Source organism: Anaerocolumna sp. AGMB13025 (assembly GCF_029689925.1).
GTDB lineage: Bacteria > Bacillota > Clostridia > Lachnospirales > Lachnospiraceae > Anaerocolumna.
The window spans coordinates 4,652,778-4,670,242 of the sequence record NZ_CP121445.1; the positions used below are offsets into that span (position 1 = coordinate 4,652,778).

Consider the following 17,465-nt stretch of genomic DNA (forward strand, 5'->3'; position numbering starts at 1 on the left):
TTTAAGTACAACGTTGTATTACAAGTATTGTAGCCAAAATCCTTAGATTTGTCAATCAGATTTACTGATTCTCTGAAACGATATACTGATATAGCTTCATTCTAAAATTGGCAAGAAGATACAAGAGGGATAATTCTTACCGGTATAAAATGTTTGATTCGCTTTCTTGGTTTTTTCTTGCAAAGACCAGATTCCAGGATAATTACTATGAAGGGCATACTCAGGAAAATTAGAGGAGGTTATATCGATTCTTAAACGGGAACCCTCTTTTAATTTCCAGGTAATATCTAATATTTCTATGGTTATTTCTTCTATTGTATTCGGTTCATAGGTTAGTCTCTCTACAGACTTGTTCCTAAATCCCATAGTGGTAATACCGCCGCGTATGTTAAACGCTCTGCCATCTGAAAAGACCTCCATGATTTTTACAGTAAAGGCTGTATCACTGGCATCACTGGATACAAAAAGCCTGCACTCCATTTTACCTGCAAGCAGCAACCCTTCTTTGAAGGGTTCACTGACAAAACTAAGGACATCTTTTCTATATCCGCATTCCGGCTGCTGCACACTTCCAGCCATTTCTATGTTATACAGTAATGCATCTCCTCCAAGGGTCATTACAGGCTCCTCAGGGTCATAGATATATTTTAATTTCCCATCCTCTCCCACTCTGTTTGACAGTTGATATTGCAGCGGAGCCCTTTGTTCTGCCACAAAGTAAAACTTTTTATTGCTGTTTGTCTGAAGGGGAAAGTCCTCCCATTCCTGCCAACGGTCTTCCCCGATAATATATGTAAGGACCTTCTTTTTGGGTGTTACTTTTTCTACCAGTATCTGATGAAACCAATCCATTGCTGTTACTATGTCATTATTCTCAAGGTTCTTACACTCATGACCAGAAAGGCACGGCAGGAACATATGATTCCAGGCTCCGATTCTTAATGTACTCTTATTCTTGGAGGCTTTAGACAGCTTGTCATAGGTAGTAAGTGCGCTGGCCAAGTGGTGGTCATGCCAGCTCTCACCAATATATACGGGCATGGAGATCTTCTCAGGTATCGTTTTTAGCAGTTTCCAAAATCCGGATTTCCAGTATTCACTGCCTGATTCTGCAGCAGTTACCCAGTCCCTGTACCAATCTAATTTCCCGCCCCAAAGTTTTTCATCCACCTCAATGTGAGGACGGTAATTACAGGATTCCAAATAGTCCGCGGTAACGGGGTGTCCTGCATTCCCCATTGCCCAGGAAGTTAAAACATCATGCCGGAACAAACCATCCTTATATGCGGATACAAAACGGTCTGTTCCATATTGGGTAAGATACATGGTTTTAACCTTATCCGGCACGATATCTATGATTGACCAGCCAGTCAGCGCCAGATACGAGGAACCCCAATATCCCACCGTATCGACCCAGTCCAGTCCGCAAAGCCAGTTCAAAGTGTCATAACCATCACTTCGTTCATTCACATTCGGCTCCCAAACCCCTTCCGAGCCTCCTGTGCCACGGCAGAATTGATAAACGAAAGCAAACCCTCGTTTCGCAAACTCTTCTCCATGAATTTTTAAGAATATCTCATTATGAGGGTAGCAGCATCTCGAAATTATAACCGGCAGGGATTTCGTACCGATACCTGGCCGATAAATACAGGTACGGAGTTTCACCCCGTCAGACATAGAGAGCATTAATTCCTGGGGTGCTTCCACCTCAAAAACTGCCGGTTCGGAAACTTCTTCATATTGTTTCCGAACTCTGTCTGCAATTTCATCTAAATCATATTGATCACTCATGTTTTACCTCCTCCGATGATTTAATCAAAAACTAAATCTGTACTTAGTTGAGATATTTTTTGATTTCTTGCATTATTTTTCCTGTATTATTTTATATTTTCTTGTTATCAACTTGCATAAGTACAACGTTATACTTAGAGTGTATCTTCTCCTTATGTTTTTGTCAAATATATTTTTAATTTTACTTTCCAAATAGATTTTAAATTTACTTTCCAGACATTTATGCAATTAAAAATGTGTTTCGAGTTCACGATCACAGATATAAAATGAATATGAATAGTCTTAATATGTTTTAAAGTAATATTTTACAATATTATATTGTACAGAATAATGGTAATCAGATAATGCTTTACTGGATAATGTACAGGATAATTCTATAGATGAATTTTATAAGATGATATCTAAAGAGATAATGTCCTAAAAGATAAATATTCTAAAAAGATTTATGTTCTAAGATAATTTATGTTCTAAGATGATTTATGTTCTAAGATGATTTATGTTCTAAGATGATTTATAAAATGATAAATGTTCAAAAAGATTAATGTTTTAAAAGTTATTATATCATCTAAAGGATGATGTTTATCAAACAATTAAAGATTTATCCACTGATGACTGCGAAAAATTAGAGTTATTCTAATTCGAAGTTTTATCACCTGGAAGGATAAGGATTACATGGCTTCACGTAATCAATGTAATCCTTATACTATGCCAGGGTTGATAGTTATCAATTTCAGGCAGCCCCTAAAATTCTATTTTTAACCAAATCAAAATGGCATTTTTATTTCTTCTATAAACGTAATCTTAATTGAGTCAATCTCCAGTCCATTAGCACCGAAGTATAATTTCATATAATGATTTAAACCAAATACAAATCCAAGTGGTCTTTTCTCTGTAACCCACTCACCTTCTGTACCCTGGAATGTAATAACCGTTGATAAAGCATTATCATAATAGACAGATACCGGAAGCTGGGCCAGGGAACCAAGGTCTGATTTTGCAAAGATAGAAATGTCATATCTGCCCATCTTATGAAAGATAAGACCAAATACCTGGGTTTTTCCTTTTTTCACGTCTAAATAACTTCCGTCAATGGTAATATCATCACCATCCTGTTCAAAGAACACCATATCTGCTGCTATAAATTCGTTATCATCCGTGGATCTCATCTCCTCTAATTCTTCCTGAGGAATGCGGTTTAGCTTATGAAGCATAATCGGAGATCTCATAATAAACTTTAATATATTGGCAGCATTTCGATGAAGCTGACTTCTTGTAATAACTCCTTCTACTAATTTTGTCATCACATTATCATTTTCCGGATTTGAAACAGAATCAGCCACACACATATAAAGATCATTCTGTGCTGCAACCATAGGCGCCTTATTCTCTTTCGCAGGTGCTTCACCTTCTGTATTGGCTTTTGCCCACCAGTCTGTCATGACAATTCCAGCATAGCCCCATTGTTTTCTAAGGATTGTGGTACATAAATCATAGTTGCCGGAAGACCAAATACCATTCACAGCGCCGTAAGAGGTCATTACCGAATACGCTCCCCCTTCTTTCACCGTAATTTCAAATCCTTTTAAATAAATCTCCCTTAAGGCTCTTTCTGATACTACCGAGTCTGAGGTATGACGTCCGCTCTCCTGGTTATTGGCTGCAAAGTGCTTTATTGTTCCGGTAACACCTGCATATCCCATACCCGCAGCCTGTACCGCACCCATCTTGCCTGTTACCAGAGGGTCTTCTGAGATATATTCAAAGTTACGTCCATTCAGGGGATTTCTGTGTATATTAAGACCAGGTCCCAGTAAGGTATCTATTTTATTCCTGCGCAGTTCAAGTCCCAGCATTACAAAGAGTTCTTGTACCAGGGGCAGATTAAAAGTACAGCCAAGCAAGGTTCCATTGGGTAAAGAAAAAGCATGGGTACCGCAATCCATACGGATTCCGGAAGGTCCGTCCGCACAGCAGGCCACCGGTATACCAAAGGCTTTTAAATTCTCTGAAACTCCGCCAAAAGCTCCCGCTGTACCAGGAGTTGCCTTGGGGCTGCTCATTCCCTCTCCCCGGAACAGATGAATAAGATCTTCATCCCTTAGCTGAGCGATAAATTCATTCAGGGTTACCTTGCCATCTACAACATCACCAAGCTTATACCCCTTATCTCCGGTATAGATATATTCCTCTAAGTTTTCCTCTTGCATCCGTGAATAAGGACTTAGGCTTCGTAAAGGAACGGGTTCTGAACCCGCTGCTAAGGTTCCTGTTTCTGTTAAGACCGGTTTCAGCCGTTCAAAGCTTTCCGTTGGTGCACAGGCTTCTTCCAGCTTTTCCACAACAACGGTTGTAACCTCTTCATAACTGCCGGTTGCTTTCGCACTTCTTACATCTGCTCCTGTGTAAAAGTAATAAGTACCAGCTTCTAATACAAAGGATGCTTTATTTCCGGTGACTCCGCTATCATCATAGGAAGCGAATTGCGTTTTAGGAATTTCTATAGTAACAATCTGTTCCTGACCGGCTTCTATAACCTCGGTTTTTACAAAACCAGCTAAAACTCTTAATGGTTTTCCAAGTTTGCCCTGAGGTGCTTCTGCGTATACCTGAACAACCTCTTTACCGGCTATTGCACCAGTATTTCTTACCACTGCTTCGATTACTAACTTATCCTTCTCGACTTTTTGAATCGAGGACTGATGTTCAAAGGTAGTATAAGACAAACCAAACCCAAAAGGATACAGTACACTATCCTTTGCAAATGTCTCAAAGTACCGATATCCGACATAAATATCCTCTTTATAATAATTGCGGACTAAATCACCGAAGTTCTCTGTAGAAGGGTAATCCTTAATGTCTTTTGCAATGGTATCCGTAAGTTTTCCACAAGGATTTACTTTACCGGTTATGACATCAAGAATACCATGACCACCTTCTTGTCCTCCCTGCCAGGCATACAAAACCGCTGTGGGCTTGTACTCCTCTACCCAGCTCATATCCACAATATTTCCTACATTTAATATAACCGCAGCCCGGTCAAAGGCTTTTGTTACTTTTTTAATCATTTCCTTCTCAAGGTCAGTTAAGAGATAGCTGCCAGGTTCATTTTTCATATCCTGATCTTCACCTGCCGTACGGCCTATGATGATTAATGCTAGGTCTGATTCTTTGGAAGCTCGTTCCACCACACTGTCCTCAAGCGGCATTTCCTTCTGTGACCAGGGAACCTTTCCCCATCCGGTGCCTTCGTCATACGGATTCTTTTCCATCCAGTCTTGATAAACCGATAATAACTCCTGATTTAGAGTAATATCTGCATGTTCTTTAAAGGCCTCCAGTATTCCAACTGTGTATCTGGTATTGACTAACCCTCCGGAACCCAAACCGCTTTTATAGTAATGAAAAGCAATTCGTCCAAATACTGCTACTTTGTCGTTCTTTCTTACCGGCAGCGTCTGCTTATCGTTTTTTATAAGGACACAGCCTTCTGCTGCTACCTCTCTGGCAAGACGCTTATAATGTTCCATGTCAATTGAATATTTTCCCATATGTTCTCCTAACTAGTTGTGTTATTTGATGCTTTTATATTGTCCCGGTGTAATTCCTTCATATCTTTTATAGGCCCTTATTAAGGATTTGGCATCAATATATCCCACTTCCTGGGCACAATCGGTAACACTCCTTCCTTGTTCTAGCAGTTCCTTGCATTTTTTTATCCTTAGCTGATGAATATAATCCAGCATATTGATTCCCCTGTATTTTTTAAAGGTACGACCTATGTGGTTTATACTGATATTGAATTGATTTGATATTGCTGAGATATTGATTTCAGGATTTGCAAAATTCTCTTTTGCATACGCTTCCACCTTTACTAACCATTCCGGTTCTTCAGAGACTTTACTGGTTTCTTCATATCTTACCGATATTTCATCCAAAATCATATGGAGATTCCGTTTAATTTCCTTAAGAGAACCCATGGATAGTATCCGGTCATAAGACATCAATCCGTTAGAGGAAAGGGTGGCTTCACTGTTCATGCCAAGCTCACTTAAGTTACCTAGTATAATAAAAATTAAGGTAGCTGCCTGGAATTGATTATAAGACAACTTATGGATATCTTTTGAAAAACACTTCTCTATTGTTTCATCCAGAGTAAAAGATGCTTTTTCATAATCCTTCATCATCAGGCAGTTTGACATTTTTTTTGCCTGAAAGAATAATTTGCTGTCGTTACCTGAATCGCTGTAAACGGCTTTCTCTGTATCAAATAAAACTACATCACCTATGCTGTTCCCCCAAAAAGTCTTATGGGTGATCGTCATTAAGGCTTCTTCATAAGCAAGGTCTAACTCCTCATATTCTTTATGACTCCCGCTGATGGAAGCATATCCATCAATTTTAAATGCTGTCCGTAAGAATTCAATACAAGTCCTGACTTTTTCCTGCAATACAGCCTCGTCCCGGTTAACTGCTGCATTAACGATACAAGCTGTCATATCACCCATCTCTATTATAACACCTTTGCCGGAGGAATGAAAAGCCGCTTCGTTATAAAATATGAGTTCATTGATTACGTTTTCAATTGCAAAGATCATGAGCGGAAAATCAATGGAGTGATTTCCGTCCTCCTCTTCTTTTACGAATATGGAACTATTCCTGTTGTTAAATGAAAATAAAATGATACGATATTCCGGCAGGGGGTATTTTACCTTTATACGGTCTAAATATTCCTCCATCCACCCATTGTCAGGCTTCCAGTTATGCATTAAATTGGTAAATACATATTTTTCAACCACCAAATCGATATTGTTCATTCTATGATACAAGTTATCATGACCAGTAATAAGTGATTGCAGGGAATTTTCAAGGTTTTGATATATCTGCGTAAAGGAAGAGACCTCTTCTTCACTTTTTTGTATTTTGAGTAAGGTTAATAATTTCTCAACTGGCAGGCTATTTTTCTTGGAAAAATAGGAAGCAAGATATTTTCCTGCCAAAATGAACAAGACTATTTCAAAGATAATAATGTACTTGAGAAAATTTATATTCTTAAAAAATACTGATTTTGGTGCATAAATTACGTATTGAATGTTATAAATGTCAGAGGTAGCTGAGGATACGATATATTCTTTCCCTTTTATCTTTTTGGTATATAAAACATGGTCTGTTTCGAGATAAGAATCTTTTCCGGTATCTATGGCAACAGTATTGTTGGTATTTCCGATTAAAATCCCTTTTGAGTTAATCAGGTAACTTCCACTGTTCTTTGAAACAAACATGGAATTAGCTGATTCGTTTAAATAACTCCAGGGCAGAATCTCAAAGGCAGTGGCTATGACTTCTTTATACCTTTTGTCAAAAATATTATGATAAATCACTAAATACCGCTCGCTGTCTTTGGGAATAATAAAATATCCCGACACCCCTCTGCTGCCTGATAGAAATTGTTCCACAGATATACCGTATTTTAGCAGATAAAGATTATTTAGCGGTTTTGCATACCGGTCATTATTGGTGACAAAACTTTTATTCTTATAAAAGTATGCACCGATACTCTCTATTCCTTTGTCATCCTTAAGGGATGCCTTTAATTCTGAAATTAAATCGACTACACGGTATAACTCCGGTACTTCCCATTTTTCTGAAAGGGCTAATTGTTTTACTATACTATTCGAGGCAACTGCACTTACATTTGCTTCAACCCGGTTCCATACTTTATCAAACGTTAGTTTTTCTTCGTTTAACAGGGCAGAATAGTTCATATTGATATCCTGTCTGATGGTCCAATAGGAATAGGCATATCCAAAAACTGAGATAAAAAGTGCAACAGCAATGATGATGATATAAGATTTCATAAGGAAACCATATGCTTTACCCAATTGTACTTTCTTTTTCATAATCATAACACTGTTTATCCTCCTAATAACTATCTGCTATTATAAACCAATCCGCGCAGCATAGTTACCAGTTTCCGAGAATTTGCTTATGCTGTAGTCTTACATGGTCATCAAGCATGAAAACCTCACTCATATTCTGATTACTGATCTGCTTTTCATCTAATACCAACGTCATTGGTACTTCTGCAGTAAAAGGTTCCCAAACAGGAACACTAGCTCCGTTTGGATTTCCGGTTTTTGCAAAATTACACCAATAGTCTGTCATTGCACGGGACAGTTTATAATCTCCGGTCTCAAACTCTTTCGCCATAGACCGCCAGGACCGGTCTAAGGTGCCAAATATATACCACAATTCAGCAGAATGATAAGCTCCTGCTTCGTCACCAGGCATCCTGCGGTTAAAGTAATACAGATAAAGGGGCTTACGGTTATTCTTAAGTTCTGCATAGGCAAAACTTCTTGGTGCTAACAGGGATATTACTTTTTTCCTGGCTGCCTGGATTTTTTCTAAGTCCTCTGTGGTTTTTACCTGATACAGCTCTAAATATTCCTCTGAAAGTTCCTGATACTGATTTCGAATAACGGCATTAAATTCCTCTACCGTTTTTACTGGCCATCCGGCAAATAATTCTCCATCCCCACCCACAGTACCGGTCATGATATCAATTTCATGATGTTCTCCAAAGGCCATGGCCTCTCCGGCGGATTTTGGCTGGTAATATCCGTCTATACAGGGGTTAAAGAATAAACCAAAACCCATTAATTCATTCATTGTATTAGATATTTCCTGGGATACTGTTACGGCTTCCATGGATTTTAACTCACTTAAGGACTTACCAAGTTTTTTTGTTATCTCTTCCCCGAGTTTCTCCATTTGTCCAAGCGTAAAACCGGCTCCCAGCGTATTAATGCCTCCTGCGGATTGTATAATAGCTCTTTTAAAAAGCCCTTTTGCGGGAGGGCAGGTTATCAGGGACTGCACCATTGCACCGCCTGCGGATTGACCGAATATGGTAATATTGTCTTTATCCCCTCCGAAGGCTTCTGCATTCTCCCTTACCCAGTTCAGTGCCTGAATACAGTCAGTGATTGCATAGTTTCCTGAGATTTTATTGTCTCCGGTCTCCGATAGTTGCGGATGTGCAAAAAATCCAAGGGCTCCAAGACGGTAGCTGATGGTGATAAGAATACAATCCCGGCGGCACATCGCTTCTCCGTCAAACTCCATTTCCCAGCTGTAGCCGCTTATAAAGGCACCGCCGTGAATATATAACAGGATTGGTAATTTCTTGGTGCCGGTAGTATCCGGCGTCCATATATTAAGATACAGACAGTCTTCACTCATCACAACCGCCTCAGGAAAGAATTCTTTCTGATAAAAGCTCCCCTCCTGTTGTTCTGCCTGAATCGAAATAGCCGGAAAAGCCTCACAATTTCTTATCCCTTCCCAGGGGGTTGGCGCTGCTGCTGCCTGCCAGCGCAGATTGCCCACTGGGGGTCTTGCATAGGGAACACCCCGAAAAATGGTATAAGCCGGGTTTCCTGCAGGGGTTCCTTTGATTTTTCCTTCCTTGACTTCAATGATACGATTAATCTGCTTAACCGGTGTAGTTCCAGATATCATATTCTTGCCTCCATTTTTTTAATTGCATGTTATATATTAGATCTTTATATTACTTTTTAATAATACTTTTTATATTACTTTCTTTATTACTTTCCATATTACTTTTTATATTACTTTTTATATTACTTTTTATATCACTTTTTATATTGCTTTATATAACTTTTTTGTATTGCATATACATTATGTTACGTTATTTTCATTATGTTTTTGACCATGTTACAAGGTTTTATCCTTTAATCGCACCGACCATTACACCTTTTTCAAAATACTTCTGCACAAAGGGATAAAAAGCAAATATAGGTGCGGTTGATACTACTATAACACAATATTTTACTAATTGCTTATACATAACAGAATCATTTGAAAAACTTGAGGAGGCAGCGGAGGTGGTTGCACTGGTATCATTCGTTACCAGTATCTCTTTTAAAATAAGCTGCAGGGGAAACAGGTCTCTGTTCCTAAGATAGATGGAAGCGTTAAACCAGGAATTCCACTGTGCCACGACAGAAAAAAGTACGATGGTAGCAATGGTAGGCTTAATAAGAGGTATAATAATTTTAAATAAAATAGTCATTTTCCCTGCTCCATCCATGTTAGCCGACTCCTCAAGACTGTCCGGTATACCCATAATTGCCGTTCTGATTAATATAACATTAAAAACACCAAAGGAAGTCGGCAGTATCATTGCCAGTCGATTATTATAAAGTCCTAATAACTGGGTATTAATAATATAGGAGGCTATCATACCACCATTAAACAACATTGTAAATGCCATTAAAAACATTATGGCATTTCCCCATAGTGTGTTTTTTCTGGAAACCGTATATCCAACCATTACCGTGATAAACATACCGATTAAAGTACTTGCCAGTACATAAAGGAACGTATTCAGATATCCGGTCCAGATTGAAATATTTTGAAATACCAACTTATACCCATTTATGTTAAAGCCTTTTATTCTCCATATGACTCCGCTGTTTTGCATTACATATCCGGCATCGCTAAAGGAGGCGCATACAACATGCCAGACCGGAAGAATGCAGACGAATATGATAAAACTTAAGAATAAAGTATTACCTACTTTAAAAGTAATTCTTGCAGGTGATTTTTTTCTTTCTACAATCATTTTTATCCCCATTGCATATCGCAGGTTTACCTGCGATACTGCCACAATGAAACAGGTTGAAAGAATCTTCCTGTGGCATCCTTTCAATTCTTAGATTTTCTTTCAACCTTCCCGCCATACTACCGCATAAGCGGCATCTTTATGTAAAGATTTTTTTCTTCCCACTTACTCCTTCTATGCACGCTAAAACAGACTTGTTTCTGATGCTTTTTTGCTGACATGGTTCGTTACTACCAATAAGGTAAAATTAATTACGGAATTAAACAAACTGACTGCTGTACTATAGCCATAATTAAATTCAACAAGCCCTTTTCGGTATACGTAACTAGAGATGATATCTGCTGTCTCATATACCTGTGAATTGTATAGCAGTATGGTTTTCTCACTTCCCACCGACATCATCATACCAACCCGCATAATTAACATAATAATGATGGTAGGCATAATCCCGGACAGGGTAACATGAATGGTCTGCTTCCAGCGGTTTGCCCCGTCAATCACTGCGGCTTCGTATAATTCCTGATCAATCCCTGCCAAGGCTGCTAAAAATACAATACTTCCCATACCAAGTCCCTGCCACAAATCTGAGATTATGTAGATTGCCCGCCAATTACCTGGAACACTTAACAGGTTTTGGTTAGAGCCGGTAAAATTGGATAGGAAGGTGGTAAGTACTCCTTTGGAGGAGCAAAAATCAATGATAATACCTGAAACGACAACCATGGATATAAAATTTGGCATATAGCTTATAGTCTGTGTTACGCTTTTGAACCATTTGGTCCTGACTTCATTTAAAAGCAGTGCAAAGATAATAGAAGCCGGAAATTCAATTAATAACTGAAGCCCGCTGAGAATCAGCGTATTCTTTACTACCCTGACAAAATAAATCGACTGAAAAAAATCCAGGAAATTCTTAAGTCCAACAAATGGACTACCGAAAATTCCTAATTTAGGTTTATAGTTTTCAAAGGCCATTACTACCCCAAACATTGGCAGATAGCTGAATAATACCAGCATAATAATCGCAGGCACCGCCATCAGATAAGCAGCCTTATTTCTCTTAAAATCCTTAACAATTGCTTCCTTTGTAAATCTTTTATATACAGGAATAACCTCTCCTACCTGTCTTTTTTTTGCTATCACTTCAAATATTCCTTTCTGATGGTATTTATCAATATTGTAGCCGCAAAAAATGCAAAAAAAAATACGCACATTTTGATATGGAATACTCATTTTTCACAAGGGGCTGTTGGAGAATTCAAATTATAAAGCACTTGGGTAATTGGGATTTCCCAACGTTCATAAGCTTGTATTCAGCAACAGCCTCCCATATTAAGTATGGATTACTGACACGTTCATGTCCAAGGATACCTCCCGGTAATAAACGATCTCCGGGCTATCCTGTCAAAACAGATTTTTATCTTTGCAAGTAACGATCTAAAGCCGCTTGTTTAATCTCCACACAACGATCTATTCCAAGTTCCTTAATGGTACCGACATAGTCATCCCATTCTGTATTAATATCATGGACTCCTGTAATAAACTGGGTAATCCGCTCGGAAGAGTAGGTTTGTACATTACTGTATATAGAAGCATATTCTCTGTTTTCGTCATTTGTCATGGTTGCCTGACTGGGATAATTATTATCCACCTTCTGCTCACCCCATACGGACATCATATCGGCAGAACTTTCTGAAACACCCGCAAGTTCTCTGGTCCAGTCATAGTTACATGGCAGCAAAGACGGGGGTAAGGTATAGAAAGCCATTGCTTGTGCCATAGCTAACCCCTCTGGGTTTTTTGTGATTTTTTCAGTAAATACGGGTTTTCCTTCTCCGTTGTAGGTAAAGGTATCATTTTCGATCCCGTAATTGGCTAACAGGGAGCCTTCCTCAGTAAAGAGATAGTTAAGCCATTTCATAGCAATCTCTTTATTCTTGCTGTCAGCAGATACTGCCATTCCGGCTCCTCCGATAACCGGGGTTACAAAGCCTACTTTTCCCTCTACACCGGAATCCGGTAATGGATTTCTTATGGCAATTACATCAAAATCCTTGTCACTACTGGTCGCTTTAAACATATCTCTCATGGTATAAACTGCATTAAATACTCCGGTCTGACCTGTGGTAACCATAGCGGTATCGGCAAAAAATGCACTTTGTTTGGTCATAAAATCAGGATCAATCAATCCTTTTTTATACCAGTCGGCTAATACGGTAAGAAACTCTTTCATATTGTCAGTGGTATCATTGTATACAACTTTTCCATCCACATTAAGCCAGGAATCTGAAAATACGCCGGTTCCGGAAGCCACTCCAAACCCCTGACCATAAAAACCTAAGGGACCGCCCAGTGATAACGGTGCATAGGCTCCTTTTTTCTCCTTAAAAGCAGTTAGTACGGTCTCCCATTCCGCGGTAGTTTTTGGAACCTGCAAATTCAGCTCATCCAGCCAGTCTTTTCTGATCATCAATCCCATCCAGGGTGGCTGAGGCGTTTGATATATCTGCATTACTGCAGCTATTCTGCCGCTGTCGGTGGTACTGTTTCTCTCAAGGTCTGGACTCTTTGTCCTTAATTTATTATAATCCTGTAAGTAAGTATCAAGATAGTCCGTTAAATCCAGGTAATAACCATCATCAATTGCAGCATCAAGGCCATCCTGATAAGAACCCGGACCATAGATAAGATCCGGCAGTTCCCCGGATGCAATCATAAGGTTAAAGGCATCGGTACTTCCTTGTGGTACGGTCTGAAATTCAATATGTACATTGGTACGTTTTTCCATCTCTTTAAAAAAAGCATTATCATTATAATCATTCGCAACTGTGGCATAATTCCCATCCATGGCACCGGCATACATGGTTAATGTAATCTTTTCCTTTGAAAGGGGCAGTGTCATTCCTTCCTCCGCTTTTTCTGGTGAATCACCGGATGTATTCTCTTCTTTCGTTGATGCATAACCTGCGCTTTCCTTTGAATCAGTAGCAGCTTTACTGCATGCGGTAACACTTGCGGCTAAGACTGCTAAGGACAAAGTTATAGCAATAATTTTTTTCATTTTCCTCATTATCAGTTCTCCTTTTGATATTGAATCGATATCTGTATTCCCTCCTGTGAATTTTGCCGCTCTGCAGAACGTCTTACACGATTCATTATAGGTGATGGATTGTTATATTAGTAGGCTCAAAATTGGATATCCGGTACACAAATTTCAACATTTGCCTACCGGATATCATAAATTGCTATATTCCTACATTACCACTGTTAACACCCAAGCCCTTTTTCTCAAGGGGAAGCCAGTCCAATACCTTTTTAATATACTGGTTCCAGAAATCCCAGTCATGTCCGCCAGGTCCTTCCTCATAGGTCACCTTAAGCCCAAGGTCTTTTAATAGGTTATAAAACTGTACGGTATTGGGAAGCAGTGTATCCTGCTGACCGCAGGCTAGATAGATCTCTGGCACATCTGACTTCTCTGCCACCAGTTTATTAACCAGCCAGTTTGGATTCTTATCACTTTCCAACAGCTTGGTTAAATCACCGAAACAGCTTTCTGCATAACTGCGGGAGGATAAAAAGAAGGAATCCTCTGTTCTTTTATCCATATCCTCAAGAATCAGGGCAGAGGACAGACCAGCAATATAACCAAAGGTATTATGGTATTTTAAACCATTGCGGATAGCTCCATACCCTCCCATAGAAAGTCCGCCTATAAAGGTATCCTCTCTTTTATCCGATAACGGGAACATTTTTCTGGTTATTTCAACTAATTCTTCACCGATAAATTCTCCGTACATATTATGGGCTGCCGGCTGATCTACATAAAACATATTATCACCTGAGGGCATAACAACCGCCAGCTCATTTTCTTCTGCTAACCGAAGCAGGTTGGTGCCGCTAACCCAGTCCGTATAATTTCCAAATACCCCATGTAATAAGTACAAGGTTTTATAGGGTTTGTTCTCTCTTACCGGCATTCCCGGAAACGTAAGCTTGTCCACCGGCAAAATAACATTCATAGGGACTGTTCTCATCAGTGATTTGGAAAAGAAATTAACTTGGATAAGTGCCATAATGATCTCCTTTATATTTATATTGATATATCTATTTTACTCCATCTAATCAAAAATGACAGACCCAAAATTAGTTATAACTTCCCAAAACACAGCTTTGAGAGTATTGCAAATATAAAGATATGAAACCTGGGGTTGTCGTAAAATAAAGGATACCAGCCTGGGCATAGAATCAGGAGTATAGTTTGTAAAAATTTGTTCCAAGCTCACAAAAATATGCGAATGGCTGCATTCTGTTTCTTGCAGCCATTCGCATATACTTTCCACAATATTTTTTAACTAGAATCCTGATTCTTTCCCAGGTAGTCTTTGAATCTGCCGCAGCTCCTTATCGTTATCCTTCTTTTACAATACCATGTTTCATCAGGAATTTGGTCCATATATTATAATAGGCGGCCTTTAGATGAATATTATCAAAGGTATACTCCTGGGGTATGCCACCGGTTTTATCTGTAATAGCTTCATTTACATCAATATAAAATATATTCTTATTATCCGCTAGTAAGGCAAGATGATCGTTTTTATCTTTTATATTCTTATTGTTAAAAATCGGATCGGAATCCGATTTTTTCTTAGATACATTCATGATACCTTCTACAAATATAATAGCTTCCGGCTGGAGTTTTTGTATTTTTTCAATTACCTCTTTGTATTCTTTTATAAATATTTTTGTATTGCCAGTACCCAGTTCATTTATCCCAAGCATGATATAAATCTTGTTAAATTGTTTCTTCTCAAGAGCTTTATCAATGGTATATTTTTTACCGTTTACCTCAGCTATTTTCTTATCAAAAACATCGTATATCGTAAGACCTACATCTGCAAAATAGGTAGGATTTTTCCATCCGGAATACTCCGATAGCCCTACTGTCCTGGAGTCACCGATAAATAGCGCATCGTCAAAATAACTTTCTTTTACGGTTTCAAACTGGTAGGTGTCCTGCTCGCTGCCGGTTTCATTATCCTGAACCGAGTCTGTTTCATCAGTATAAGCTGCATCAGACTTTGTTGTACCTGGCTCTGCTGCACCCGGATTTGCTGTACCTGGTTTTGTTGTACCTGGCTCTGCTGTACCTGGTTTTGCTGTACCTGGTTTTGCTGTACCTGGTTTTGCTGTACCCTTAGTTACGTTATCAGACGCTTCCTGGGTATTGGACTCCTTTATACCAGTCGGGGGCTGATTTTCCTGGGCTTTGTTACTCCCATCAACTTCCTCCCCACTAAGGGAATTCTCCTCCGCTGTTTTGACTGTGTCATCCAATGGAGCATATACCGTATCAGTAGAAATAGAAACCGTTTTAATATTCGTGTAACCCTTTAGATTCCAGGGGAATATATCATCATTCATAGCTTCAAATACTGCAGCAAGCTGAGGAGTCTTAATAAAGTCAATGGGATAGGACGCATAAATACTTCTTTTCCCCAGGTATCCCATTACTGAAAAGACTAAGGTACTTATGAGTATGGTTATGGTCAAAGGATATTTTTTTGGATTTTTGAAATACTTCATATCTTTCTTTCACTCCTGCCATCAAAAATTAAAATACATAAACGGATTATTCAGACCGTTTGATAAATTGTAAACAGAATACCAGAATACGATAATCAAAATTATTGTACAGGGTATGCTGTTATCGTGTTTTGCAAACCACCGAAAGCCGTAGGGGAAGCAAAAGAAGATTCCTGCGATCAGAAGCCACTTGAACTGATCCAGGTATTTCAAAACGTCATAAGTATTTATATTAATCCCTGCTGTTATACCAAACATTCTACCAAAATAAACGGCGATATCCTTTAGGTCATTAATGGCAAATAACATCCAGGTCATAGGGAGTATAATAAGGACATAGATTCTTGAGATAACCTTTGAACGGTCAAGTACAGGTTTTAAATATAATTTTTCCAGAAGTATCAGTAAAAATAGAACCAATCCCCATAATACATAGTTCCAGCTGGCTCCGTGCCATAAGCCAGTGAACAGCCAGACTGCCAATAAATTAAAAACCAGCCGCTTTTTGCTTACTCGATTGCCTCCGAGGGGGATATACACATAATTCTTAAACCACATCCCCAGCGTAATATGCCATCGCCTCCAAAATTCCGACACGGATTTAGCCATATATGGATGGGTAAAGTTAATTGGCAGAGTGAAGCCCAGCATTTTTCCTACTCCTATTGCCATTAGGGAATATCCCGAAAAATCAAAATACAGCTGTAAGCTGTAGGTCACTGCTCCCAGCCAGGCAAGGGGTGTGGATATGCTCTGAAAACCAATGGTCTGTATATCATTCCACAGGATGCCAAGCCGGTTTGCCAGCAGCACCTTAATTCCTAGTCCTATGGTAAACAGTTTTAATCCTTTTTCAAATTTAATTAGATTATAACTCCTGTCCGTAAGCTGTTCCCTAATTTCGTTATAAGTGGCAATCGGTCCGGATACCAGCTTCGGAAACATAAGCAGATAAGTACCGAACTTAAAAAGGGAAGTGGTTTCATTAACCTCTCCCTTGTAAACATCAATGACATAAGATACTGCCTGAAATGTATAGAAGCTGATACCAAGAGGCAGCACTGTATCCAGGGAAGGTATCCCGTTTCCAGGAGAAAAAATCTTTTGGATATGATTGATATTATCAATGGCAAAATTAATATATTTAAAGAAAAACAGAATTCCAAAATTGTAAAATAAAGCTATTATCAGCCACAGTTTTCTCTTACTCGGAACCAGCCTTGCCTGCTCCATGTTTTTAACTGCAAGGTGATTGATTATAATGGACAGAAAAATTAAGATCAGGGATTTCGTATCACCCAATGCATAAAAACATATACTTCCAAGAAAAAGTACCAGATTTCTGTATTTTATCGGTACGGTATAATACAAAATAAGAAAAACAGGCAAAAAACGAAATATAAACTCTAAACTACTAAAGACCACTATAGTGTCCTCCCTT

At 38.8% G+C, this 17,465-nt stretch carries 10 protein-coding genes; all 10 read right to left on the minus strand.

Features of this window, described 5'->3' with window-relative positions; translation table 11 throughout:
- Positions 1-96: 96 nt before the first annotated feature.
- The gene (locus tag QA584_RS19230; protein ID WP_278270723.1) at positions 97-1,791 is read right to left on the minus strand and encodes a CocE/NonD family hydrolase; all 1,695 of its coding nucleotides are present in this window, start codon (positions 1,789-1,791) and stop codon (positions 97-99) included.
- A gap of 764 nt (positions 1,792-2,555) precedes the next feature.
- A complete protein-coding gene (locus tag QA584_RS19235; RefSeq protein ID WP_278270724.1) occupies positions 2,556-5,339 on the minus strand; it encodes a glycoside hydrolase family 3 protein in 2,784 nt (927 codons plus the stop codon).
- 21 nt (positions 5,340-5,360) lie between these two features.
- Complete coding sequence (locus tag QA584_RS19240; RefSeq protein WP_278270725.1) at positions 5,361-7,694, minus strand: helix-turn-helix domain-containing protein; 2,334 nt, start codon at positions 7,692-7,694, stop codon at positions 5,361-5,363.
- Between the two features lie 58 nt (positions 7,695-7,752).
- On the minus strand, positions 7,753-9,312 hold the full coding sequence (locus tag QA584_RS19245; protein WP_278270726.1) for a carboxylesterase/lipase family protein: 1,560 nt from the start codon (positions 9,310-9,312) through the stop codon (positions 7,753-7,755).
- A 226-nt stretch (positions 9,313-9,538) separates the two neighbouring features.
- Positions 9,539-10,438, minus strand: coding sequence for a carbohydrate ABC transporter permease (locus QA584_RS19250; protein ID WP_278270727.1), 900 nt, complete (start codon positions 10,436-10,438; stop codon positions 9,539-9,541).
- Between the two features lie 183 nt (positions 10,439-10,621).
- Entirely contained in the window at positions 10,622-11,581 is a 960-nt protein-coding gene (locus tag QA584_RS19255; RefSeq protein ID WP_278270728.1) for an ABC transporter permease, read from the minus strand.
- A gap of 274 nt (positions 11,582-11,855) precedes the next feature.
- Positions 11,856-13,508, minus strand: coding sequence for an extracellular solute-binding protein (locus tag QA584_RS19260; protein ID WP_278270729.1), 1,653 nt, complete (start codon positions 13,506-13,508; stop codon positions 11,856-11,858).
- 175 nt (positions 13,509-13,683) lie between these two features.
- Positions 13,684-14,514 carry an alpha/beta hydrolase gene (locus QA584_RS19265; protein WP_278270730.1) on the minus strand — a complete coding sequence of 277 codons (831 nt, stop codon included), beginning with the start codon at positions 14,512-14,514 and terminating at the stop codon, positions 13,684-13,686.
- Between the two features lie 334 nt (positions 14,515-14,848).
- Positions 14,849-16,024 carry a GDSL-type esterase/lipase family protein gene (locus QA584_RS19270; protein ID WP_278270731.1) on the minus strand — a complete coding sequence of 392 codons (1,176 nt, stop codon included), beginning with the start codon at positions 16,022-16,024 and terminating at the stop codon, positions 14,849-14,851.
- A 21-nt stretch (positions 16,025-16,045) separates the two neighbouring features.
- Positions 16,046-17,449, minus strand: a complete 1,404-nt coding sequence (locus tag QA584_RS19275) for an MBOAT family O-acyltransferase (RefSeq protein ID WP_278270732.1) — start codon at positions 17,447-17,449, stop codon at positions 16,046-16,048.
- Positions 17,450-17,465 lie beyond the last annotated feature (16 nt).